The 20,392-nt window shown below is 58.0% G+C and carries 18 protein-coding genes; 8 read left to right on the top strand and 10 right to left on the bottom strand.

Annotation, left to right across the window (positions count from 1 at the left end):
* Positions 1–5 precede the first annotated feature (5 nt).
* On the top strand, positions 6–938 hold the full coding sequence (locus FHW17_RS08965; protein WP_113095633.1) for a lipid A biosynthesis lauroyl acyltransferase: 933 nt from the start codon (positions 6–8) through the stop codon (positions 936–938).
* On the opposite strand, the gene FHW17_RS08960 is transcribed toward FHW17_RS08965, so the two are convergent.
* The 3 genes from FHW17_RS08960 to FHW17_RS08950 all read right to left on the bottom strand — a co-directional run bounded on the left by FHW17_RS08960 (position 935) and on the right by FHW17_RS08950 (position 5,782).
* Positions 935–1,843, bottom strand: a complete 909-nt coding sequence (locus FHW17_RS08960; RefSeq protein WP_182509641.1) for a DmsC/YnfH family molybdoenzyme membrane anchor subunit — start codon at positions 1,841–1,843, stop codon at positions 935–937. The genes FHW17_RS08965 and FHW17_RS08960 overlap by 4 nt on opposite strands.
* Positions 1,844–2,165: 322 nt before the next feature.
* A complete protein-coding gene (locus tag FHW17_RS08955; protein ID WP_112527358.1) occupies positions 2,166–2,933 on the bottom strand; it encodes a 4Fe-4S dicluster domain-containing protein in 768 nt (255 codons plus the stop codon).
* Positions 2,930–5,782 carry a molybdopterin oxidoreductase family protein gene (locus FHW17_RS08950; RefSeq protein ID WP_182509640.1) on the bottom strand — a complete coding sequence of 951 codons (2,853 nt, stop codon included), beginning with the start codon at positions 5,780–5,782 and terminating at the stop codon, positions 2,930–2,932. The genes FHW17_RS08955 and FHW17_RS08950 overlap by 4 nt, the downstream gene beginning before the upstream one ends.
* Before the next feature lie 183 nt (positions 5,783–5,965).
* Between FHW17_RS08950 and FHW17_RS08945 the strand changes: the two genes are divergently transcribed.
* The 5 genes from FHW17_RS08945 to FHW17_RS08925 all read left to right on the top strand — a co-directional run bounded on the left by FHW17_RS08945 (position 5,966) and on the right by FHW17_RS08925 (position 12,451).
* Complete coding sequence (locus tag FHW17_RS08945; RefSeq protein ID WP_182509639.1) at positions 5,966–7,237, top strand: acetylornithine deacetylase/succinyl-diaminopimelate desuccinylase family protein; 1,272 nt, start codon at positions 5,966–5,968, stop codon at positions 7,235–7,237.
* Positions 7,238–7,296: 59 nt separating this feature from the next.
* A complete protein-coding gene (locus FHW17_RS08940; protein ID WP_182509638.1) occupies positions 7,297–8,781 on the top strand; it encodes an ABC transporter substrate-binding protein in 1,485 nt (494 codons plus the stop codon).
* 243 nt (positions 8,782–9,024) lie between these two features.
* Entirely contained in the window at positions 9,025–9,972 is a 948-nt protein-coding gene (locus FHW17_RS08935) for an ABC transporter permease (protein WP_182509637.1), read from the top strand.
* Entirely contained in the window at positions 9,969–10,826 is an 858-nt protein-coding gene (locus FHW17_RS08930; protein WP_182509636.1) for an ABC transporter permease, read from the top strand. The genes FHW17_RS08935 and FHW17_RS08930 overlap by 4 nt, the downstream gene beginning before the upstream one ends.
* On the top strand, positions 10,823–12,451 hold the full coding sequence (locus FHW17_RS08925) for a dipeptide ABC transporter ATP-binding protein (protein WP_182509635.1): 1,629 nt from the start codon (positions 10,823–10,825) through the stop codon (positions 12,449–12,451). The genes FHW17_RS08930 and FHW17_RS08925 overlap by 4 nt, the downstream gene beginning before the upstream one ends.
* Here FHW17_RS08925 and cbiB read toward each other — a convergent pair.
* Genes cbiB through cobA form a run of 4 tightly spaced genes read right to left on the bottom strand, consistent with a single transcriptional unit; the run spans position 12,448 to position 16,599 of the window.
* The gene (gene cbiB, locus FHW17_RS08920; protein WP_112527371.1) at positions 12,448–13,425 is read right to left on the bottom strand and encodes an adenosylcobinamide-phosphate synthase CbiB; all 978 of its coding nucleotides are present in this window, start codon (positions 13,423–13,425) and stop codon (positions 12,448–12,450) included. The genes FHW17_RS08925 and cbiB overlap by 4 nt on opposite strands.
* Positions 13,426–13,454: 29 nt before the next feature.
* Positions 13,455–14,465: a threonine-phosphate decarboxylase CobD gene (gene cobD, locus FHW17_RS08915; protein WP_182509680.1), complete on the bottom strand. Its 1,011-nt coding sequence runs from the start codon at positions 14,463–14,465 to the stop codon at positions 13,455–13,457.
* Positions 14,465–15,763 (bottom strand): cobyrinate a,c-diamide synthase, encoded by a 1,299-nt coding sequence (locus tag FHW17_RS08910; RefSeq protein WP_182509634.1) that lies wholly within the window; start codon positions 15,761–15,763, stop codon positions 14,465–14,467. The genes cobD and FHW17_RS08910 overlap by 1 nt, the downstream gene beginning before the upstream one ends.
* On the bottom strand, positions 15,760–16,599 hold the full coding sequence (gene cobA / locus FHW17_RS08905) for a uroporphyrinogen-III C-methyltransferase (RefSeq protein ID WP_112527375.1): 840 nt from the start codon (positions 16,597–16,599) through the stop codon (positions 15,760–15,762). Before cobA ends, FHW17_RS08910 begins: the two co-directional genes overlap by 4 nt.
* A gap of 110 nt (positions 16,600–16,709) precedes the next feature.
* On the opposite strand from cobA, the gene FHW17_RS08900 reads away from it, so the two are divergent.
* Complete coding sequence (locus FHW17_RS08900) at positions 16,710–17,825, top strand: cobalt-precorrin-5B (C(1))-methyltransferase (RefSeq protein ID WP_182509679.1); 1,116 nt, start codon at positions 16,710–16,712, stop codon at positions 17,823–17,825.
* Entirely contained in the window at positions 17,812–18,558 is a 747-nt protein-coding gene (locus FHW17_RS08895; protein ID WP_182509633.1) for a cobalt-precorrin-6A reductase, read from the top strand. Before FHW17_RS08900 ends, FHW17_RS08895 begins: the two co-directional genes overlap by 14 nt.
* 206 nt (positions 18,559–18,764) lie before the next feature.
* On the opposite strand, the gene cobM is transcribed toward FHW17_RS08895, so the two are convergent.
* Genes cobM through FHW17_RS08880 form a run of 3 tightly spaced genes read right to left on the bottom strand, consistent with a single transcriptional unit; the run spans position 18,765 to position 20,350 of the window.
* Positions 18,765–19,526 carry a precorrin-4 C(11)-methyltransferase gene (gene cobM / locus FHW17_RS08890; protein WP_182509632.1) on the bottom strand — a complete coding sequence of 254 codons (762 nt, stop codon included), beginning with the start codon at positions 19,524–19,526 and terminating at the stop codon, positions 18,765–18,767.
* 3 nt (positions 19,527–19,529) lie between these two features.
* The gene (locus tag FHW17_RS08885) at positions 19,530–19,922 is read right to left on the bottom strand and encodes a cobalamin biosynthesis protein (RefSeq protein ID WP_182509631.1); all 393 of its coding nucleotides are present in this window, start codon (positions 19,920–19,922) and stop codon (positions 19,530–19,532) included.
* Positions 19,922–20,350: a TerB family tellurite resistance protein gene (locus FHW17_RS08880; RefSeq protein ID WP_112527383.1), complete on the bottom strand. Its 429-nt coding sequence runs from the start codon at positions 20,348–20,350 to the stop codon at positions 19,922–19,924. Before FHW17_RS08880 ends, FHW17_RS08885 begins: the two co-directional genes overlap by 1 nt.
* Positions 20,351–20,392 lie beyond the last annotated feature (42 nt).

Raw genomic sequence — 20,392 nt, 5'->3', positions numbered from 1 at the left:
CGAGCATGAACCTCAAATTTAAACTTGCTCTGTTCCGCTGGAGCCAGAAGTTGAAGACATTCAACTACTGGCTATCGGCTCATGTCATTTTCGGCATATTGCGCGTCCTCCGGTTGCTACCGGCGGAAGCCGCGACCAATTTCATCGACGCTGCGGCACGTAAAATCGGACCGCTGATGGGGCGTCACCGCGTGGCGATGATCAATCTGCGCAAAGCCTATCCGGAAAAACCGGAGGAGGAATTGCAGCTGATCGCCCGCGATATGTGGGGCAGCATGGCGCGCCTTACCGCCGAATATGTCTTCCTCGACGCGATTTTTGACTATGATCCGCACAGTGACACGCCGGGGCTGATTGAGGTTCAGGGCCGCGAAATCTTTGAGCGCATCCGCGACGAGAGCGACCGCCCGCATATATTCTTCACCGCCCATACCGGCAATTTCGAGCTTCTGCCCATTTGCGCCGCAACGTTTGATCTGAATGTCACAGCGCTGTTCCGCCCGCCGAACAATCCCTATGTTGCCAAGAAAATCCTTGGCGCGCGCCGCACCAATATGGGCCACCTTGTTCCGTCAAAAGCCGGCGCCGCATGGTCACTTGCCAGCGTTTTGAATACCAATGGCAATGTCGGCATGCTGGTTGACCAGAAATTTCATCGCGGCCTGCCCTCGACCTTTTTTGATCGCCCATGCAAAACCAACCCGCTGCTGGCAAAGCTCGCCCGACAGTATGATTGCGATGTCTATCCCGCGCGCTGCGTCCGCCTGCCCGGTGGCCGTTTCAGGCTGGAGCTGGAAGAGAAGATGGAACTGCCACGCGATGAAACCGGCGCCGTCGATATTGCCCGCACGGTTCAGCTGGTCAATGACAAGGTGGAAAGCTGGGTGCGCGAATATCCCGGCCAGTGGATGTGGTTCCACAAACGCTGGAACGCCTAGTAATAATTCATCACCGCATGTTTCGCTTCGGCAAAAAACAGCCAGCGCTCAACGAACAGACCGAGCATATGTGCAAGCACGCCCATGGCCATCAGGCAGGTGCTCAATGCACCGCCGCCAATGGCCATGGCGAGCAGCACCGCCAGAATTGGCAGTACAATCCCGCTGACAAACGCGATGACCCAAAGCTTTTGCGCGTGTTTGCGGGCAACGCGAAACCCCATTTCCCGCGTCAGATAATTATCAAGCGCATGGGGGCGCTCCAGCAGCCGCACTTTGCCGATGCCGCCCAGGCCCGTGGCACTTTCCGGCGTTGACAGGGAAACAAGCGTCCTTGCACGCTTGCGCCAGATCATCTTTGCAACAAGCGCCAGCAACAAAAACAGCACCGCCAGCAATTGCAGCGGCAAGGCATTGCCACCCCCAGCAAACAGTGCCCCGAGCAGCAAACCGCCAGCCAGCGAAAACAGCAAAAAACACAGCGGCGTCAGTTTCGTATGCCATGAATCCACGGTTTTGAGCGATGCATAGATCATCGATGTGCAGTAAACGGTGATGATAGCGCCGAAAACAGTGATCGGGCCTAGAACCGTGTCCTGCCGGTTCATGAACAGGCAAAGTGCGGCGTTTGACGTTAGTGGAACGAAGGTGGCAATCGCCATCACACCTTCCCGCGATAGCCAGCTTGATCGCCATTGGCTCAGTGCCCGCCACGCCCGCTGCGGATTACCCAGATGCAACAGGGATGACAGAAGGCCAATGCAGATGAGCGCCAGCGCCGTGATGTAGGCAATTTTGGTTGGCAATGCGGATGGATCGAGAAACCCAACCCCCAGAATAACGGCAAGACCATAGCCAAGCCCTGACAAGGTGGTGAAGATGATGATGGAATAGGCTGGATGCATTTATGACAGCCTTGGGGATGGCAGATGTGAAGCCTGCAAAAGCATCACGCGTGGTTCGACAAGCTCACCATGAGGGAGGACTGTGGCTCGCGGGGAGTCATGTTCTACAAGGTTGCCGATCAGCATTGCATCCACCCATCTCCCTCATGGTGAGCCTGTCGAACCACGGGCCTATCATGCAACTGAGAGGCTGGATGCATTGGTGACAGCCTTGGGCGTTCACCCCCCTCTGCCCTGTCGGGCTCCGGGGCAAGCCACGGGTCTCGCCCGTCCTTCGGACTCCCCACAAAGGGGATGAACAACTGCAAACTCAACATCATCCTCAAATCCGGTCCAGTGTCTTATCGAGCCAGGCAAAAAACCCGCGTGCGCCTTCTGTATTCTCGGCAAGCGGGATCATCGGTGCAGCACTGGCCAATGAGGTGCGGGCGCGTGGCGGAAGATATTTATTCGTCGGCCGGGTTTCCTGCTCCGGCATCAGGTCAAAACCACCCCGCGCGGCAACCATGATCGAAACCTCGGACGATGGATCGCCAAGATCGCCATAATGGCGCGCATTGGCCGGGCATGTGCGCACGCAGGACGGTACGCGGTCCACCTCTTGCAGGGTCTCGTTGTAGATGCGGTCGACACACAGGGTACACTTCTTCATCACCCCCGCCGCCAGATCCATCTCGCGCGCGCCATAGGCACAGGACCAAGCGCAGAGACCGCAGCCGATACACTTGTCCTCATCGACAAGCACAATGCCATCCTCGGCGCGCTTGTAGGAGGCGCCGGTTGGACAGACGGTAACACAGGGTGCATCCTCGCAGTGCAGGCAGGATTTCGGGAAATGCACCACCCGCGCATCGCCAGCCTCGCCAATCACCTGCCCGCCATCGGGCACCACCTCAAAACTGTGAATGCGGTTGAGAAAGGTCCCGGAAACATCATCGCCATAGGGGTCCTGATCCGATAGCGCATTGCCATAGGCACCGGTGTTCCATTCCTTGCAGCTGATAACACAGGCATGGCAGCCGACACAGACATCAAGGTCAATTACAAGGCCAAGCTTTTTCGTGCTGCGGGTTTGCGGAAGGCTGGTCATTTCGCCCACTCCTGTCCGTAGCGCAATACATCGACAGGCGCGGGCTGACTGCCGGGACGTTTGAGCGTGCTAAAATGCGGCTCGCTGATGGCCTCACCCGCCTCAGCCTTTTCAATTTGCACACGCAAATCATACCAAGCGGCCTGCCCGGTAATCGGGTCCGAATTCGACCAGCGCATGCCGTCGGCTTTCGGCGGCAACAACTCATGGATGAGATGGTTGAGCAGAAAACCCTTGGTAGCCTCAGGCGCGTTCTTGTCGAGCGCCCATGCGCCGCTGCGCTTGCCAATGGCATTCCATGTCCACATGGTCTTGCCATTCACCGCATCCGTGCGCGCAATCTCGCATTTGATCCGGCCATGATGGGAAGTCACCCATACCCAATCGCCGTCCCTCAAACCCAACTCATCGCAAATGCCGCCGGGGACATAAAGCGGGTTCTTGGTGTGGATTTGCCGCAGCCACGCATTTTGTGAGCCCCATGAATGGTACATCGCCATCGGTCGCTGGGTGATTGCGTGATAGGGAAAAGCTTCGGTATCGACACCCTGCTCCTCGAACGGGCGATACCACAGCGGCAGCGGATCAAAACACTCGAGCAACCGCTGGCGATATTGCTCCGGCGCGACGGGCTTGCGTACACCTTGTGCTGACAGGCGGAATTTTTGCAGCGTCTCCACATAAAGCTGGATCGTCACCGGCTGCGGCGTATCGAAAAAGCCCGTATCAATGGCAAATTGCTGGTACGCCGCATTGTGATGCTTGAAATAGAGCGCTTCCTCCGGAATGTGCTTCATCCAGAAGGCACCATTGCCGACATAGTTTTTCAGCTGCTCGGGGTTTGGCGTTCCACGCCCCTCACCGGTTCCATCCGTATCGCGCCAGCCGGATAGCGGACCGATACCCGGCTTGCGCTGGTGATTGACGATGTAGTCGGCATAATCCCTATAGAGTGCCCCGCCCTGTTCATTGACAAATCCCGGCAGCTTGAGCCGCGCGCCAAGATCAATCAGCACCGACTGGAAGCCGCGCACATTGCGATCCGGCTCCAGCACCGGCCAGCGAATGGCATCACAGGCAGCCTCCGGCTCGGAAATCGGTCTGTCGAGCAGCGAAATGCAATCGTGGCGTTCAAGATAAGTCGTATCCGGCAGGACCAGATCCGCATAGGCAACCATTTCCGAGGAATAGGCGTCGGAATAGATGATCTTGGGGATTTTGTACGCGCCGGTCGCTTCGTCCCGCGCCTCCAGCATTTTGATGGTGCCGCGCGTGTTCATTGACGAATTCCACGCCATGTTCGCCATATAGAGGAACAGCACATCAACCGGATACGGATCGCCCGCATGGGCATTGGCGATCACCATATGCATCATGCCGTGAGCCGACAGCGGCGCTTCCCACGAAAACGCCTTGTCGATGCGCTGCGGCTTTCCATCGGCATCAACAAGCAAATCTTCCGGCCCAAGGGGATAGCCAAGATGCGGCCCGGCCAGTGGCTTGCCCGGTGTCACATGCTCCGCCCGCCCGTGCGGGCGCGGATGCGCCGTGGCGGGCTTCGGATAGGGCGGTTTGTAGCGATAGCCGCCGGGGCAATCGATGGAGCCAATGATCGTTTGCAGCACATGCAGCGCACGCGCCGATTGAAACCCGTTGGAATGGGCCGAAATGCCACGCATCGCATGGAACGTCACCGGGCGACCGATCATCACCTCGTGCTGCTCGCCCTTCATATCGGTCCATGGCTGGTTGAGGATGATCTCCTCTTCAAACGCCACCCGCGCTATTTCCGCCGCCAATCCCCGGATTGTTGCAGCGGATATGCCCGTTTCAGCCGCGACAGCATCGGGTGAATATTGCGGGTCGAGATATTTTTCCGCCATCAGCCGGAGCACGCTGCGCACTTTCCGGCCTTCTGGCGTGGTGAAATCCGCATTGAGATCAGCCATGTGACCGGGCTCGTCAAAACGTACCAGCGCACCCGTCTTGCGGTCGCGCACCAAGGCCTTGCCGAGATCATCGCGCAGGAACAGCCCGTGATCCTCACTGCCCTCCGCATCAATCACCAGCCACGGCGCATTGGTGTAGCGCTGGAGATAATCAAGATCGATCTGCCCGTTGCGGAACAACTCGTGGATGATTGCGAGAATCAACAGCCCATCGGTTCCGGGCCGGATACCGATCCAGTTGTCAGCCACCGCCGAATAGCCCGTGCGCACCGGATTGACCGACACAAACCGCGCGCCGTTCTTTTTCAGCTTTGAGATGCCCATTTTGATCGGGTTGGAATCATGATCCTCCGCCACGCCAAACAGCACAAACAGTTTGGTTTTGTCCCAGTCAGGCGCGCCGAACTCCCAGAATGCCCCGCCAATCGTGTAAATACCGGCTGCGGCCATATTCACCGAGCAGAACCCGCCATGGGCGGCATAATTGGGCGTGCCGAAATTCTGTGCCCAGAAACTGGTCAGCGCTTGCGACTGGTCACGTCCGGTAAAGAAGGCGAGTTTCTGCGGCGCAGTCTCACGAACAGGCTGCAGCCAGTCGACAGCCAGCGAAAGCGCCTCTTCCCAGCTGATTTCCTTGAATTCTCCTGATCCACGCGGTCCCGTGCGCAAAAGCGGCGCGCGCAACCGTGCAGGTGAATAATGCTGCATGATTCCCGCCGACCCCTTGGCGCACAGCACACCCTTATTGATCGGGTGATCGCGATTGCCCTCAATATAGCGGACCTTGCCGTCCTTCAGATGCACATCAATGCCGCAGCGGCAGGCGCACATATAGCAGGTCGTCTTGCGAACCTCATCACCAACCGGCTCCGACAGGGCAATGGGCGGCTCGGATTGCATCGGGTGATTGCCTCGCTGGTCACGTCACAGAATCCTGTTTTACGAGAACAGGCCTGCCTGTTTTATAAGAACAATTCTAATCCGCCAAACACACAAGCGACATTGCACAGGCAAATCGCCGCGACACATTTAGCAACAACTTGCCTCTTGCCAAATCGGGATATCGCCTGATTTGATATACCAATGGACGAAAAACTCTCCCGCGCGATTGAAAAACGACGTGACGACCTGGTTGCGTTGACCCGTGATCTCATCCGTTTTCCCACCGTCAATCCACCCGGTGAGGCCTATACGCCCTGCGCCGAATATATCGCGCAGCGGTTGAAGAAGAGCGGTTTCGAAACGCAACTGATTCGCGGTGAAGGCACGCCCGGCGATACGGATCGCTATCCGCGCACCAATGTCATCGCCCGCTTTGACGGCAGGACAGATGGCCAGACCGTGCATTTCAACTCGCATATCGATGTGGTCGATACGGGCGAAGGCTGGACTGTTGATCCATTCGAAGGTGTTGTGAAAGACGGCAAGGTCTATGGGCGCGGCGCCTGCGACATGAAGGGCGGACTTGCCGCTTCGATCATCGCCGCCGAGGCCTTTCTCGAGGTCTATCCGGATTTTGCCGGTTCCATTGAAATATCAGGCACGGTGGATGAGGAATCCGGCGGCTTTGGCGGTGTCGCCTATCTTGCCAGCAAGGGGTTTTTCTCCAAACCACGCGTTGATCACGTCATCATTCCCGAACCGCTGAACAAGGACCGCATTTGCCTTGGCCATCGCGGCGTCTGGTGGGCGGAGATCGAAACCAAGGGCGAGATCGCCCATGGCTCCATGCCATTTCTCGGCGATTGCGCTGTGCGCCATATGGGTGCGGTGCTTGATGCCTTTGAGAAAGAGCTGTTTCCAGCGCTCGATAAAAAACAGACCCGTATGCCCGTGGTGCCGGAGGGTGCAAAGCGCTCCACCATGAACATCAATTCGATCCATGGCGGCCAGACCGATGATTATTCCGGCCTGCCCTCGCCCAATGTGCCTGATAGCTGCCGCCTGACCATCGACCGGCGTTTTCTGCTGGAGGAAGATATTGCCGAGGTCAAACGCGAGGTGACATCAATCCTCGACCGGCTGCAATGGGAGCGGCCGAAATTCCATTATAACATCCGCGACATCATGGAAGTGCAACCACTGATGACCGAGCGCGATGCGCCAGTGGTGTCAGCGGTTGCGCAGGGCATTCGCGAGATTTTTGGCAAGGAACCGGAATATGTCATTTCCCCCGGCACCTATGATCAAAAGCACATCGCCCGCATCGGCCTGCTGCATGATTGCATCGCCTACGGCCCCGGTATTCTCGATCTCGCGCACCGGCCTGACGAATATGTGGGGATTGAAGACATGATCGAGTCAGCGAAGGTCATGGCGCTCGGGCTGAAAGTTCTGCTATCAGGTTCTATCTAGAACAATAAAAATATGCTGATCTGCATGGGGTTTACGGCAAAGTCTTTGGGAGATGGTGAATGAACAGATTCTGGAAGTCGGCCTTCGCGGCGAGTGCAATTGTCCTGCTTTCCACCACCGCGTCCTTTGCCTCGAAAACCGATCTGGTGCTGGGCATCGTGCTGGAACCTCCGCATCTTGACCCGACCGCTGGCGCTGCGACAGCCATTGGCGAAGTCGTCTATGCCAATGTTTTCGAGGGGCTGACACGGATTGACTCCAAGGGCGCGGTTCTGCCTGCACTCGCGGAAAGCTGGACCGTCTCCGAGGATGGCAAGACCTATACCTTCAACTTGCACAAGGATGTGAAATTTCACGATGGTACGGCTTTTGATGCGCAGGATGTCAAATTCTCGCTCGACCGGGCGCGCGATGAGAAATCCACCAATCCGCAAAAGCCACTCTTTGCATCCATCGATACCATAGAGGTTGTCGATCCGCTGACGGTCAAGGTCACGCTCAAACAGCCGAATGGCGACTTCCTCTACAATATGGGCTGGGCCGCTGCGGTTATCGTTGCGCCTGAGAGTGCTGACACCAACAAGGAAAAGCCGGTTGGAACCGGCCCCTTCAAGCTCGACAACTGGGCTAAGGGCTCGCAGATCACCATCTCCAAAAGCCCTGCCTATTGGGGCACACCCGCTCCCCTCGACAAGGCAACCTTCCGCATCATTCCTGATCCGGCAGCCGCCACCGCCGCGCTGCTTGCGGGCGATGTGCAGGCCTTCCCCGTCTTTCCGAGCTATGAGGCCGTGCCGCAATTTCAGGCCGATCCGCGTTTCAAGGTGGTCATCGGCACGACCGAGGGCGAGACCGTTCTTGGCATGAACAACCAGAAACCGCCTTTTGACAATCTCAAGGTCCGGCAGGCAATCACCCACGCCATTGACCGCAAAGCGTTGATTGATGGCGCCCTGTTTGGCTTGGGGACGCCGATCGGCTCGTTCTTCCCGCCGCATCACCCTGCCTATATCGACCTGACCGGAGAGTCCGCCTACGATCCGGCACTGGCCAAAAAGCTTCTGGCCGAGGCTGGCCACCCCGATGGCTTCAAGACCACGCTGAAACTGCCACCACCCGTCTATGCCCGCCGTGGCGGTGAGATCATTGCCGCCGAACTACGCGAAATCGGCATTGAAGCCGAGATCATTCCGGTTGAATGGGCGCAGTGGCTGGAACAGGTGTTCAAGGGCCGCGATTACGACATGACCATCGTGTCCCATACGGAGCCAAACGATCTTAATATCTTCGCCCGGGACAATTACTACTTCAACTATAACAGCCCGGCCTTCCGCGATGTGATCAAACAGATCGAGGCAACGTCTGATACGGCCAAACGGACTGAACTCTATCAGCAGGCACAAAAAATCCTCGCCGCCGATGTTCCGGCTGCGTTTTTGTTCCAGCTTCCCAAAACCGGGATATGGGATGCCAAGGTCGAAGGACTCTGGGAAAATGGACCAATCCCCGCCAATGATCTGACAGCGGTGAAATGGGCAGAGTGATCGATTGATGGTTGGACGCGAGGCATTCACCCCCCTCTGTCCTGTCGGACATCTCCCCCACAAGGGGGGAGATCAGCCTACATTACTGTCCTTGCAAAATTTGAAACATTTCCGGTTGTGCAAAGGCGTTGATGCCAATGTGATCTCCCCCCTTGTGGGGGGTCCGAAGGACGGGCGAGACCCGTGGCTCGCCCCGGAGTCCGACAGGACAGAGGGGGGTGAGCACCGATATCCCCGCCCCATATGCTGAACTACATCTCAAAGCGCGTTCTGATCGGCATTCTCACGCTGCTAGCCGCTTCTATCGTTGTTTTCATCATGCTTGAAATCGTGCCGGGTGATCCGGCACGGTTGATGCTCGGCATGAATGCGACGGAGGATGCTGTTCAGGCGCTGCAACAGCGGATGGGCCTCGATCAGCCCCTGCTGACCCGTTATTTCAGCTGGATCGGCGGACTTCTTGTTGGAGATTTCGGCAAGTCCTACACCTATTCAGTCCCTGTTCTCAATCTCATCACCGAACGTATCGCCGTTTCCCTGCCGCTGGCGCTGATCTCGCTGTTTCTCTCCACCATCATTGCCATTCCGGTCGGCCTGTTTGCCGCCGCGCGGCGCGGCACGCTTGCCGATAGCGGCACGATGGGCATTGCGCAGATCGGCGTTGCCATACCCAATTTCTGGTTCGCGCTGCTTTTGGTCTACGTCTTTGCCGTCACCTTGCGGCTTGTTCCTGCCGGAGGATTTCCGGGATGGAATGCGGGACTATGGGCCGGGTTCAAATCGCTGATCCTGCCCTCCATCGCGCTTGGCCTGCCGCAGGCCGCCATTCTTGCCCGTGTTACCCGCTCCGCCCTGCTCGATGTCCTCGGCGAGGACTATATCCGCACCGCCCGCGCCAAGGGGCTTTCCCGCCGCAAGGTGCTTTACCGCCATGCGCTGCGCAACGCCCTTATTCCTGTACTCACCATTCTCGGCCTGCAATTTGCATTTCTGCTGGCCGGTACAATCATCATCGAGAATGTGTTTTACCTACCCGGCCTGGGCCGCCTGGTGTTTCAGGCGATCACCCAGCGCGATCTGATCGTGGTTGAAGGCGTGGTCATGCTGCTGGTGGCCACGGTCATTCTGGTCAATCTGCTTGTTGACCTTTCCTATGCGCTTGTCGATCCGCGGCTGCGAGGCCGGTCATGAACGCACCGACCGAATGGCAAGCCAATATCTCGAAAGCCTTTTCCAACCGCTCTTTTGTGATCGGTCTGATCATCACCGTCCTGTTTGTTCTGATGGCAATGCTTTCGCTTTTCTGGACGCCCTATGCCGTCGGTTCGTTCGATATTCTCGGCAAGCTGAAAGGCTCATCATCGGCCCATTGGCTCGGCACCGACCATTTTGGCCGCGATATCCTGTCGATGATCATGGTTGGCAGCCGCAACTCCATCGCCGTTGCCTTCGTCTCGGTCGTCATCGGTGCGGGTGTCGGCGTGCCGCTCGGCCTGTGGGCAGCGGCAAGAGGCGGCATCATTGATGAAGCCCTGATGCGTTTCAACGATCTGGTCTTTGCCTTTCCCGCGCTGCTCTCAGCCGTGATGATCACCGCCGTGTTTGGGCCGGGTGCCATCAACGCCATCATCGCTATCGGCATTTTCAACATTCCGGTGTTCGCCCGTGTCGCGCGCGGCTCGGCGCTGTCGCTTTGGCCGCGTGAATATATTCTGGCGGCCCGCGCTTCAGGCAAAGGCAGTGCGCGCATCACCGTCGAGCACATTCTGCCCAATATGATGAACATCCTTGTGGTACAGGGCACCATCCAGTTTTCCCTTGGCATTCTGGCGGAGGCTGGCCTTTCCTATGTTGGCCTTGGTTCCCAGCCGCCCATGCCAAGCTGGGGGCGGATGCTGTTCGAAGCACAGACAATGATCAACATGGCCCCGCATATGGCGCTTTACCCTGGCCTTGCCATCGTTATCACCGTGCTCGGCCTCAACCTTCTCGGCGATGGTCTGCGCGACGTTCTCGACCCGAAAATGCGGCGGGAGCGTTCATGAACCTGCTTGAAATCAACAAGCTATTGCTGCGGATCGGTGCTGTCGAAGCACTGAAAGGCGTCGATCTTTCTGTCAATGTGGGCGAAATCCGCGCGCTTGTCGGCGAGTCGGGCTCGGGCAAATCCATGACCGCACTCAGCATCATGAAGCTGTTGCCAACAGGCGCGCGAACCGAAGGGCAAATCCGTTTCGACGGCAAGGACCTGCTTGCCACCAGCGAAGCCGATATGTGCCGCCTGCGCGGCAATGAGATCGGCATGGTGTTTCAGGAGCCGATGACAGCGCTCAACCCGGTCAAAACAATCGGCGAGCAGGTGGCCGAAGGCATAAGGCTGCATACGGGCGCAACCCGCGCCATTGCCGAGGAGCAGACCCGCGCCATTCTCGATCGCGTTGGCCTGCCCTCCGCAAAATTCCCGCTCAGCCGCTATCCGCACGAACTTTCCGGCGGTCAGCGCCAGCGTGTGGTGATTGCCATTGCCTGCGCGCTCAAACCCCGTTTGCTGATCGCCGATGAGCCGACAACCGCGCTTGATGTCGTTCTGCAGGCGCAGATTCTTGCGCTTCTGCAAAGCCTCGTCGATGAGGAACGCATGGGCCTGCTGCTGATCAGCCATGATCTGGCTGTTGTTGCTGACATGGCCCACTCCATCACAGTCCTGCGCCACGGCGAGGTGATGGACAATGGCGAAACCACGCAAATCCTCACCGAACAGACACATCCCTATACCCGCCAGCTGGCGCAGGCTTCCATGCATGTGCCGGAGCGTTCGCCTGAACATCCGCATCACGCTGGCAATAACGGGCCTTTGCTCGCCATCCGTAACCTGTCGCGCACCTATCCCGGCCGCCGCATCGGCCTGTTTGGCCGTGACGCGGAATTCAAGGCCGTGACTGACGTCAGCTTTGATATCAAGCCGGGGCAATCGACGGCGCTGGTCGGGCGCTCCGGTTGCGGCAAATCCACCCTCGCCCGCATGGTGCTTGCGCTCGACCGGCCCACATCAGGCCAGATCCATTTCGCCGGGCGGCGGATTGATCAGCTTGCGCAAGACGATCTGCGCCCGGTCAGGCAGAATATGCAGGTGGTCTTTCAGGATCCCTATGGCTCGTTCAATCCCCGGCACAAGGCCGAGCGGCTGGTTTCCGAACCGTTGTTTTTGATTGATCGGGAACTCAGCGAAAAGGAAAAGCGCGACCGGGTAAACCGCGCATTGGAACGCGTCGGCATCCCGACTGCCGACAGGGACAAATATCCGCATGAATTCTCGGGCGGCCAGCGCCAACGGCTTGCCATCGCGCGGGCCATCATCACCGAACCGAAACTCATTGTCGCCGACGAGCCGGTTTCGGCGCTTGATGTATCAATCCGCGCGCAGATCCTTGACCTTTTCGCCGATCTGAATGACCGGCTTGGCATCGCCTATCTGTTCATCACCCATGATCTCGCCGTCGCGCGGGCGATCACCGATACGGTCATGGTCATGTCGGAAGGCAAGATTGTTGAGCATGGCAAGACCGAAGAAATTCTGCTTCACCCGCGATCCGAGGCAGGACGGGCGCTGGTGAAGGCGTCACCGGATTTGCACAAGGCCCTCGCCCGCCGTATCGGCGAACAGGGCTAAAATAATCCCAGGAAGAAGAACACCAGCAATACGCCCATGAAAAGCGCCGTCGCAACACTGTAAACCCGCAGCGCCGCATCGATATCTTCACCACCCGCATCACGGCGCCCGGCACCATTGAGCATCGGTTCATTGGCGATCACACCGCCATAGATGCGCGGACCGGCAAGGGCAACGTCGATAGCTCCTGCCATGGCCGCCTCAGGCCAGCCCGCATTGGGCGAGCGATGCAACCGTGCATCGCGCATCATCACATTGAACGAACGGCTTGCCGCTTTGCCGCCACGCAAAATCCATGCCGCAGCAGCAATCAGGAGGCCAGTCAGCCGTGCGGGAATCCAGTTGGCAACATCATCGAGCCGGGCGGCAAACCGGCCAAAATCGCGGTGGCGATCATTGAGATGGCCGATCATCGAATCCGCCGTATTCAGCATTTTGTAAGCAAGCAGCCCCGGTAGCCCGAGCAGCGCATACCAGAAGGCGGGCGCGATAATCCCGTCAGACGTGTTCTCGGCAAGGCTTTCAATCGCAGCGCGTGTAATCGCCGGTTCATCAAGCACCTGCGGATCGCGCCCTACAATCATCGACACCGCACGGCGCGCGCCCACCAGCCCGTCATTGCGCAAGGCATCTGCAACCCGCGCCACATGCTCACCAAGGCTCTTTTGCGCAAGGAATACCGCCACGATCAAAGCTTCGATCAGGCCGCCAAAGGGCGGGATCATCGTCAGCAGCCAATGGATGAGCGCGCCGATACCAGCCGCGAGCAGCAGCAGCGCAAGCACGCTAAAAAAGCCGTCACGCCGCTTGTCCTGCTCCGTATTGCCAGCCTTGTTGAAACGCTTGTCGATAAAGGAAATTGCCTTGCCGAACAGCACGACGGGATGGGGGATTCTTTGCCAAAGCCAATCCGGATCGCCGACATAGCGGTCTGCGAGCAAGGCAAGAAACAGAATCAAAAGGTTGATTTCCATGGATTATTCGATCCCGTTGAATCAAAATATCAGCTTCGGATAACATCCAGAGCTATAAGGGTGCGCTGCCGAAAAGTCTCTGCATCATTCTCATCCAATGAAAGACCAAAACGCAACCAATGCGGCGCATAGGCAAACTTTCGCACCAATAGATGCTGCGCGCACAGCGCTTCAAACAGCGCATGGGCACGCTCATGCTCGACCAGTGCAAACAGGTGCGTGCCACCAATTTCCTTCAAACCCAACTTGGTGAAAACCGCACTCAGCAGTCCACGACGATGTGTCAACCGGTCGGTGAAGGCACGCAGACCAGCCTTGTCCGTGAACGCGTGTTTGGCGACGGCAAGTGCGGGGCCCGACACCGCCCATGGACCCATCCGCCTTGTCAGCCGCGCCCCGATATCGGGGCTTGTCAGGGCAAAGCCGAGCCGCAGTCCCGCCAGCCCGAAAAACTTACCGAAGGATTTGAGCACGATCAATCCATCTCCACCGCAATGGAACGCAATACTGGTTTCGGGGTGTGGATCGGCAAAGGCTTCATCGACAATCAGAAACCCTCCACGCATGCGCAACGTCTCGGCAAGATTAACCAGCGCATCTTTCGCAACAGTACGGCCATCGGGATTGTTCGGATTAACGATGACAGCCACTTTTGCCGTATGCGCAATAGCATCCACATTATCGCACAGACTTACCTTCCAGCCGGCCTGTTCGAAAGACGACTGGTGTTCCTGATAGGTCGGGCCAATAATGGCCACCTCACCGCGCTCAGCCAGATCAGGCATAATCTGGATCAGGGCCTGCGTCCCGGGTGCGGCAGCTATCGCCGCTTCATCGGCAACACCGTAATAGCTGCGGGCCGCATCAAGCGCCGATGCCAGCAGACCTTCATCGGGCAGGCGGTTCCACACATCCAAAGCAATGGGCGGCAAAGGAAAAACTTCCGGATTGATCCCGGTGGAAAGATCGATCCAAACTTCACGCGTTCCGCCAAAGCGGTTCATGGCGCGATCAAGCGCGCCGCCATGCTCAATCTGCATCATCCGGCCATATCAATCATATGCATGTAGGAACCTGATACGGAGCCGACCCGCAGACCCATTTCACCAAGATCTTCACCCAGCGCATCACGAACACGGAACAGGCGCTCGGCGTTACCCTCACGCACAATACTGGCATAGTGAAATTCATGGGCGTTAAACGGAAACGCGAAAGGGGATGCAGCCAGCGGCTCAACCCGCCGGTAGCCCAGATGCAACTTGCGCTTGGCAAAACTGGTTTCCAGCGGTAGCAGCCCAAGCATGGCATAGGTTTTCCCCGATGCATCCTCGATGCTGTCGCCAAGCACCATATAACCACCACACTCCCCATAAACTGGAATGCCGCGCTCTGCTGCCTGCCTTATTCCTCCGGCAAAATTCGATGCGGCGGAGAGTTGTTCCGCATAAAGTTCGGGATACCCCCCCGGAAGATAGACCGCGTCACTACCCACCGCTGGCACTTCGTCGTTCAGTGGCGAAAAAAAGCTGATCTGCGCACCACGTCGCCGCCAGCCGTCAAGCAGATGCACATAGGAAAAAGCAAAGGCGTTATCGCGCGCAACGGCAATATGCTGGCCGAGTGGCGGAACACGCGCAATATTGGCCATGGATTCCGCCGGGCCGAACCGCCCTGAAATGTGCTGAAGCGCTGCCAGATCAATCTGCGCGCCCATCACTTCGCCCGCATGGTCTATGAACGCGTCGAGTTCCGCATGTTCTCCCGCCTGAACAAGCCCGAGATGCCGCTCCGGCAAATGCAATTTCGCATCGCGCATAATGGCACCGAGAACTGGGATACCCACAGGCTGCAGCGCGGAACGCAACATCGCCTCATGGCGTGGGCTGCCAACCCGGTTGAGAATGAGCCCCGATATCATCACCTTGCGGCGAAAATCCCTGAAGCCGCTGACAAGCGCTGCAATCGAATGGGATTGCTTGGCACAATCCAGCACCAGAATAACCGGTAGCGACAAATGCACTGCGAGATCCGCCGCCGAACCCGTTCCGTCAAGCGCGCCGTCGAACAGCCCCATCATGCCTTCGACAACCAAAGTCTTGCCGCCTTCGGTATGACGCGATGCCAAAGCGCTGATCAGGTCAGGGCGCATGGCCCATGGATCAAGATTGATGCAGGGCACGCCCGATGCAACGCTGTGATAGGCAGGATCAATATAGTCAGGGCCTGCCTTGGCTGGCGCAATCTTCGCACCAAGATTGCGCAGTGCGCGCAGCAATCCCAATGTCACCGTGGTCTTGCCACTGCCCGAAGATGGTGCGGCGATTACAAAACCTTTCATCCCGCATCCTTTTCGCGGCGTGTTCCCAGCGGATCAACCTGCAGCACCCGGCCATCCAGTGCCCCCAGCCAGTCCAGCGCCGCACGCAGCCGCACCACTTCGCCGATCACCACAATTGCCGGTGGCCGCAAGCCCGCCTGCTCCACATCGCGTTCGGCTTGAGCAAGCGTCGTTTCCAGCACTTTTTGTTCGCCCGTCGTGGCATTGCAGACAAAAGCCATGGGTTCATCCTTGGAGCGGCCCGCCGCAATCAGCTTGGCGGCAATCGTGCCAATATGCTTCATCGCCATATACATGACGATGACGGATGATCCCTTGGCAATACTCGCCCAGTCCATCGTATCGGGGATAAGACCGGTTGCATCATGGCCGGTCAGAAAGGTCACACTCTGGTTGGTCTCGCGGTGCGTAACCGGAATGCCCGCATAGGCAAGCCCGCCAATTCCGGCGGTGATTCCCGGAACGATCCGGAACGGCACGCCATGTTCAACCAGCGTCAACGCTTCTTCACCGCCGCGTCCAAACACGAATGGATCGCCGCCTTTCAGGCGGAGCACCCGCTTGCCTTCCTTGGCCAGTTCCACCAATCGCAAGGAAATGTCCCGCTGCTGCGGCGATGGCTTGCCGCCGCGCTTGCCCGCATATTCACGCTCCGCTTGCGGCCTTGCAAAGGAAAGGCATTCCTCATTAACCAGCGCATCATAGACAATGACATCGGCCTGTTCGAGTGCATTGACCGCATGCAGTGTCAAAAGGCCCGGATCACCCGGCCCTGCCCCGACGAGCCAGACATGGCCCGCTTCAAACTTCGGCAATTTTGCTGTCACTGCGCTCATCGCGCTCCCCGTATTTGCTGTTTTGCGCATAGCATAATTTTTCGCCTTGCAAGCATGAACTTATCGGAAAAATCATGCAACTCTATCCCAAGCTGGTCTATAAGACGCGCATGAGCGACGAACCCGATGCCGGAATGCGGAAACCTGATGATGCAAGCCCCACGCCCCTGCGCCGGGGCTGGACCACGGGCGCCTGTGCAACGGCGGCCACCAAGGCGGCATTGATTGCACTGATCACAGGCGAATTTCCCGATCCCGTTGCCATTATCCTGCCGAAGGGCGAAGTGCCGCATTTTCCGCTGGCGCTCGAATCAATCGGCGATGGCTATGCCATAGCCGGTATCGTCAAGGATGCGGGCGATGACCCTGACGTTACCCATGGCGCCACCATCATCTCCACCGTCTACCCAGCCGCTCCGGGCAGCGGCATCCAGTTTGTCGCCGGTGATGGGGTTGGGACCGTCACCCTGCCCGGCCTGCCGATCCAGCCGGGGGAAGCAGCGATCAATCCTGTACCCCGCGCCATGATGACCGCTATCTGCGAAGAAATCTGCGCGCAATATGAACTGCCCGCCGATCTTGTCATCACGATCTCCGTGCCTGAGGGCGAGGAACTCGCCAAACAAACCTGGAACCCGCGCCTTGGCATTGTCGGCGGCATTTCCATTCTCGGCACGACAGGCGTCGTCCATCCCTTCTCCTGCGCCGCGTGGATACATTCGATCCACAGGGGCATTGATGTTTCCCGCGCCGCCGGCCTCACCCATGTGCTGGCCGCAACGGGTTCAACCTCGGAAGATGCGGCACAGGCCATTTATGATCTGCCTGAAATTGCGCTTCTGGATATGGGCGATTTCGCCGGTGGCCTTTTAAAATATCTGCGCGTTCATCCCATCGACAAGCTAACCATCGCAGGTGGCTTTGCCAAATTGACCAAGCTCGCACAGGGCGCGCTGGATCTGCATTCGGCGCGCAGTCAGGTCAGCATGGCGTTTCTGGCCGATGAAGCGGAAAAGCTTGGATTCGACCAGAATATGAGGGACCGGATTCTGAATGCCAATACCGCGCAGGAAGTGCTTGAAATGACTCTGGGTTTGGGTATCGACCTGCCGAAATCCATTGCCGAGAAAGCCAAGGCCGTGGCGCTGGCAACGCTCAAAGGTGCGCCTGTAGAGGTGGAAATGATCGTGACCGACCGCAAAGGGACGATTCTTGCCCGCCTCTGATCATCCTGTTCTCATTCTGGGTGGAACAGCCGAGGCGGTGAAACTCGCAGCCGCGCTTGTTGGCAGGGGGTATCGCACCATCTCGTCGCTCGCTGGCCGCACCAGCAATCCCGCGAAGATCGAAGGCGAAGTGCGCACCGGCGGCTTTGGCGGTGCCGATGGCCTTGCTGATTATCTGCGCAGGGAAAATATCGCGCTGCTGGTCGATGCCACACACCCCTTCGCCACGCAAATCTCCGACAATGCCATTGCGGCAGCTGAAGCCACCGGCATTCCCTTTGTCCGTTTGGAGCGGCCTGAATGGCGGCGCAAGCCCGGCGATATCTGGATCAGCGTAGCGACACTGGAAGAGGCCGTTGCCGCTGCTCCCTCCAAGGCGCGCATATTGCTGGCACTTGGCCGCCAGCACATCGCCCCCTTCTCCAAACGGCGGGATGTGTTTTTTGTCGTGCGGATGGTCGATCCACCGGAAACACCGTTGGACCTGTTCGATTTCGAGCTGGAATTGTCCAAACCGGGCAAAAAGGACGAGGAAGCGGCGTTTCTCACCCGCAAACGCCTGACGCATATTATCTGCCGCAATTCCGGCGGCGCCGCATCCTATGCAAAAATATCCGCAGCGCGGGAACTTGGCCTGCCCGTCATCATGATTGAACGCCCCCACCGCCCCGGCGCTCATGCTTTGCCCGATACGGACAGTGTGCTGCGTTTTGTTGTGGAGATGGTGGGGTAAGTTGGGTGAGTGTGCTGGGTGGGGTTGGTGATTGGTTCGTGGTTCGTGGTTCGACAAGCTCACCATGAGGGAGAGTGAGGATGCAACGCTAATCGCAAAGATTGTAGAGATCGCAATTCACAAAAGTTGCAGAATGTGGCTCCCTTCCATCACCCCTCTCCCTCATGGTGAGCTTGTCGAACCACGAACCACGAACCACGCCCCACTCACTCAGACCGTGAGCGCAGAGTGTGGCTGTGATCCTTGTGATAAAGCGCGGAATCGCGAAATGCATCGGCTGACAGGCCCTTGCCGACAAAGATCATCGCTGAGCGGGTCAGGCCCGTTTCCCTCACCTTGCCCGCAATATCGGCAAGCGTTCCATGGATGAATTGTTCATCCGGCCAGCCAACCCGGTAGGCCACGATCACAGGGCAATCGGCACCATAAAGCGGTGTCAGCTCCGTCTCGATCTTGGTCAGGTTGCGGATGGAAAGATGAATGACCAGCGTTGCGCCGGATTTACCGAGCGTCGTCAGATCCTCACCTTCAGGCATGGCTGATGATTTCATCGATGTGCGCGTGAGAACAATGGTCTGGCAGACCTCGGGAACCGTCAGTTCCTTTTTCAGCGCTGCGGCGGCAGCCGCAAAGGCTGGAACACCCGGCGTTACATCATAGTCGATGCCAAGCGCATCGAGCCGCCGCATCTGTTCGGCCACCGCGCCATAGATCGACGGATCGCCGGAATGCACTCGCGCCACATCCTTGCCTTCCGCATGTGCCCGTTCAAACTCGGCAATGATCTCGTCGAGCGTCAGTGACGACGTATCGACAACCCGCGCACCCTCAGGCACTTCGGCAACCATTTCCGGCGGCACCAGCGAGCCCGCATAAAGACAGACCGGGCAGGACTGAATCAGCTTCAAACCGCGCACGGTGATAAGATCGGGCGCGCCGGGACCGGCGCCAATGAAATGAACGGTCATTGTCTATGTCTTTCTTGCCGCCAATGCAGCCGTTGCATGGGCAGATTTCATTTTGCCGATCACCAGTTTGCCAGCCGGGCCAGCGGCAGCAAGTGCAGCGGCTTCTGCTATACCATGACTGCCTGTCAGCTCGAATACTCGTTGCGACGGGTTGGCAAGCCGTGGCGTTTGCTGCTCCAGCGTTGCAGCGTCAAAACAATGAAAGGGCAACCCCCAGCGCTCGGCCAGCTGAATGATTGCTATCTCGCCAGCACGCGCGTCAATTGAATAAATGCCTGCCAGATCGCCAGAATCTATACTGGCCGTTTTCAAAACCATCTCGGCAAGGGCCAGAAGCTCCAGCGGATCGCATCCCCGCTCACAGCCCACGCCAAGCATGTAACCAATGTCTGACATCAATGGGACTTGTGCAGCTCTTCCGGCGTCACACCGAGCAGGTCCGCCGTCCGGCGGATGAGATTGGCTTCCTTCGGATCAAGATCATCGTCCGCATTGGCGATGGCGAGGAGATGACGCAGCAACATCACCTTGCGCTCAAAGGGCACGTCGGCAAAAGCCAGCGCTGCCTGTTCGCTTGATGTCTCATAGCCGAAATCCTTGAGATATTCGGCAACTTCGCTGAACTCATCCGGCGAAATGCCGAAATCAGTGGAAGCAATGCGCAGGATCGCAGCATATTCCGATTTCTCTGTTTTGCCGTCAGCCAGCGCCACATGCAGCAGGAGCAGCAGTTCGGCTGTCAGAACCGGATCATCGGCCACTTTCTGCACGGCGCTCTTGCTGCCGAGAAATGCGGTGATGCGATCAAAAATGCTTTCGCTCATTGTACCCCCAACTGTGTTCCCGCGATTGATCGCAGTCTCAAC

The sequence above is a fragment of the Phyllobacterium sp. P30BS-XVII genome (genome assembly GCF_014138335.1).
Classification (GTDB): domain Bacteria; phylum Pseudomonadota; class Alphaproteobacteria; order Rhizobiales; family Rhizobiaceae; genus Phyllobacterium; species Phyllobacterium meliloti.
The sequence above is the reverse complement of the archived record's forward strand: the minus strand, read 5'-3'. Positions and strand labels throughout refer to the sequence as shown.

Excerpts from the sequence above, each read along its gene's own strand:
- FHW17_RS08965 (WP_113095633.1), top strand. The coding sequence starts at position 6 with ATGAACCTCAAATTTAAACTTGCTCTGTTCCGCTGGAGCCAGAAGTTG.
- FHW17_RS08960 (WP_182509641.1), bottom strand. The coding sequence starts at position 1,843 with ATGCATCCAGCCTATTCCATCATCATCTTCACCACCTTGTCAGGGCTT.
- FHW17_RS08955 (WP_112527358.1), bottom strand. The coding sequence starts at position 2,933 with ATGACCAGCCTTCCGCAAACCCGCAGCACGAAAAAGCTTGGCCTTGTA.
- FHW17_RS08950 (WP_182509640.1), bottom strand. The coding sequence starts at position 5,782 with ATGCAATCCGAGCCGCCCATTGCCCTGTCGGAGCCGGTTGGTGATGAG.
- FHW17_RS08945 (WP_182509639.1), top strand. The coding sequence starts at position 5,966 with ATGGACGAAAAACTCTCCCGCGCGATTGAAAAACGACGTGACGACCTG.
- FHW17_RS08940 (WP_182509638.1), top strand. The coding sequence starts at position 7,297 with ATGAACAGATTCTGGAAGTCGGCCTTCGCGGCGAGTGCAATTGTCCTG.
- FHW17_RS08935 (WP_182509637.1), top strand. The coding sequence starts at position 9,025 with ATGCTGAACTACATCTCAAAGCGCGTTCTGATCGGCATTCTCACGCTG.
- FHW17_RS08930 (WP_182509636.1), top strand. The coding sequence starts at position 9,969 with ATGAACGCACCGACCGAATGGCAAGCCAATATCTCGAAAGCCTTTTCC.
- FHW17_RS08925 (WP_182509635.1), top strand. The coding sequence starts at position 10,823 with ATGAACCTGCTTGAAATCAACAAGCTATTGCTGCGGATCGGTGCTGTC.
- cbiB (WP_112527371.1), bottom strand. The coding sequence starts at position 13,425 with ATGGAAATCAACCTTTTGATTCTGTTTCTTGCCTTGCTCGCAGACCGC.
- cobD (WP_182509680.1), bottom strand. The coding sequence starts at position 14,465 with ATGCAGATTGAGCATGGCGGCGCGCTTGATCGCGCCATGAACCGCTTT.
- FHW17_RS08910 (WP_182509634.1), bottom strand. The coding sequence starts at position 15,763 with ATGAAAGGTTTTGTAATCGCCGCACCATCTTCGGGCAGTGGCAAGACC.
- cobA (WP_112527375.1), bottom strand. The coding sequence starts at position 16,599 with ATGAGCGCAGTGACAGCAAAATTGCCGAAGTTTGAAGCGGGCCATGTC.
- FHW17_RS08900 (WP_182509679.1), top strand. The coding sequence starts at position 16,710 with ATGAGCGACGAACCCGATGCCGGAATGCGGAAACCTGATGATGCAAGC.
- cobM (WP_182509632.1), bottom strand. The coding sequence starts at position 19,526 with ATGACCGTTCATTTCATTGGCGCCGGTCCCGGCGCGCCCGATCTTATC.
- FHW17_RS08885 (WP_182509631.1), bottom strand. The coding sequence starts at position 19,922 with ATGTCAGACATTGGTTACATGCTTGGCGTGGGCTGTGAGCGGGGATGC.
- FHW17_RS08880 (WP_112527383.1), bottom strand. The coding sequence starts at position 20,350 with ATGAGCGAAAGCATTTTTGATCGCATCACCGCATTTCTCGGCAGCAAG.